Source organism: Leucobacter soli (assembly GCF_042659205.1).
In the GTDB taxonomy this organism is placed as follows: domain Bacteria; phylum Actinomycetota; class Actinomycetes; order Actinomycetales; family Microbacteriaceae; genus Leucobacter; species Leucobacter soli.
This window is the reverse complement of the sequence record NZ_JBHSRW010000293.1, coordinates 1-2445: the sequence shown is the minus strand read 5'-3', so window position 1 is coordinate 2445 and position 2445 is coordinate 1. Positions and strand designations below refer to the sequence as shown.

The window sequence follows — 2445 nt, the reverse complement described above, 5'->3', positions numbered from 1 at the left end:
CGGCGAAGTCGACCCCGCTCAGGTCGATCGCGAGTTCGCCGCGGTCGGCCGCCGCGCCGAGCGCCTCGAGCACCTCGGCGGCCGTCGGCGCGCTGCCGACCCGGAACGATGCGGAGGTCTCGGCGACGGTGACGAACGGCAGCGAGGTGATCGTGATCTCGACCGGAGCGCTGCTCCGGAACCGGCCCTCTGCCGCGACGACCTCGGCGGTGTAGACGCCTTCGGCAGCGAAGTCGACCCCGGCGAGATCGATGGAGAGCGCGCCGCGATCCGAGGCCGCGCCGAGCGCCTCGAGGATCTCGGACTCGCTCCGATCCGCGCCGACCGCGATGGTCAGGCTCGAACGCTGGGTCGTCAGCGACGGCGCGCTCTGCAGGACGGGATGACCCGCCTCGGCGTCCCAGCGCCAGCCGTTGCCGAAGTCCCACCCGAGTGCCTCGTAGGTGGGCTGTTCCTGCAGCTCCGCGTGGCTCACCGGGGTGCCCTCGTCGCCCGGCCGCCACAGCGGCCCGCTCGCGGTCTGCACGTCGTGCTGGTAGCCGGCACCCGATCGACGGGTCCAGCGGAGCGGCTCATCGGTGATCGCGGTCTCGGCGACCGCCGGGAAACCCGCCCGGTTGTTGCGCGCGTTGACGAGGTTGGTGCCGTACTCCTCGACCTGCTCGGCGTTGACCGCCGTCACCCAGCCCAGGTTGCTGAACGCGCCCGTGGCGTGGGCGTAGACGGACCCCGAGTAGACGACGTTGCCGCGGATGGTCTGCCCGTCCATGTTCGCACCGACGTAGTCGACCAGCACGCCCGAGGAGTTGTTGTCGCCGCCGGCGGTGTTCCTCACGGTGTAGGTGACGCCGGGATCGGCGGCGATCAGGTTCTTCTCGACGACGGTGTCGGCGCCCAGGTAGCCGAGGAAGGCGGAGGCGTATTTGTCGCCCGTCGTCCGCATCGCACCGGCGATCATGTTGTTCGACACGGTGGAGCCGCTCGCGCGCGCGATGAAGCCGGAGTTGTAGCCGTTGCCGACGTCGGGACCCGACACCGTCGCATCCCGCACCGTGTTGCCGTCGATGGTCGAGTCGATCGCGTTGCGGGCGAGCCCGCCCGCCTCGACCAGGTTCGTCACGCCCGCGGCCGCGCTCGACACCACCGCGGTCACGTCGTCGAGGGTCAGGCCGGTCACGGTCGCCCCGTTCAGCTCGACGAAGAACGAGACGAACTGCTGGTTCCCGGCCACGTGCGAGGCGTAGACGACGTCGCTGATCGTGTGGCCGTTGCCGTCGAAGACCCCCGAGAACCTCGCGAACGCGTCGAAGGTGCCGCCACCGTAGTCGATGTCCGCATCGAGACGGTAGTTCAGCGAGCCGAAACTCGCGTAGTCCCCGTTCACCGCTTCGGCCGCGAGATCCAGGTCTGCCGCCGAGTCGAGGATCAGCGGGGCCTCCGCGGTGCCCTCGCCCTCCAACCCCTCGATCACCGGGGTCGGCTCGGCGTGCGCACCGGCGGGCGCCACCAGCAGACCGCCGACCCCCACCGCGATCGCGGTGAGGAACGCGGCGCCGCGCTGCGGGAGCCTCTGCGGGATCCGCGGCGAATCCGTCTTCGAATTGAGCATGACGTCACTTTCCACGAGTCGGTCAACGTGATCCGTCGACCATCGTGGCGAAGCGGAGTGGCTGCGCGACGGCCGCCCGATGACCACGAGGCAGGCCCCGGGTGAAGGCGAGGTGAACTCGTGCCTGCGTCGGTACCGGCCGCTACCGCCGGTCTCGACCGCCGGCTGGTGTCGGCGGTCGATCGGGACCGCCGGCTGGTCGGGATCGACGGACGCGCGGGCCGAAAGGGCGCAAGCCGAAAAGAGCTCAGGCCGAAATGCGCTCGAACGCGGGGCGCTGCCAGTGCGCGGGCTCCGCGAGCACTGCGGTGTCGATGCTCAGCGATCCGTCCGCGCCTTCGTCACCGGTGGCGCCGGGGCGCAGCTCGGCGAGGCAGACGAGCAGCGACAGCGTCGCATAGCCGTGGCGACGATTGTCGCGGATGATGGCCCGATCGTCGTCGACGGCGAGGCGCGTGCTCTCGTCGAGCACGCCGATCCACTGCTCCCGCCATTCCGCGTCGGGCAGCCCGGCCACCTCGCGGAATGCCGGCAGCCAGTGCGCGATCCGCGGCGTCCGCACCGCATCGTCCACGTCGTGGTGGGCGATCATGTGCATACCGGGCTCGAGGTCCGTCCGGTGGTATCCGGTGCCGTCCCAGCTCGTGACCCGCGCCCCCGTGCGCGACAGGCCGACGAGGTTGAAGTTCGCCGTCCCGGGCGGGTCGGGGATCGTCCGGCCGGAGGCCTCGTCGAGCACCAGCACGCCGCGCGATCCTGCCGGGCTCGGCCCCTGCGGCAGGCCCAGCGGCGAGGTCTCGGCGCGATTGAGCACCAGCGAGAGCCGGCGCTCGGCC

Annotated in this window: 2 protein-coding genes; both read right to left on the bottom strand. The window is 71.2% G+C overall.

Going from position 1 to position 2445, the window contains the following annotated elements:
• Positions 1-1609: hypothetical protein (locus tag ACFPZL_RS12295; protein WP_382335637.1), on the bottom strand; the 1609-nt coding region annotated here is incomplete at its 3' end.
• A 247-nt stretch (positions 1610-1856) separates the two neighbouring features.
• The coding region (locus tag ACFPZL_RS12290) for a hypothetical protein (RefSeq protein WP_382335635.1) at positions 1857-2445 on the bottom strand (589 nt) is incomplete at its 5' end.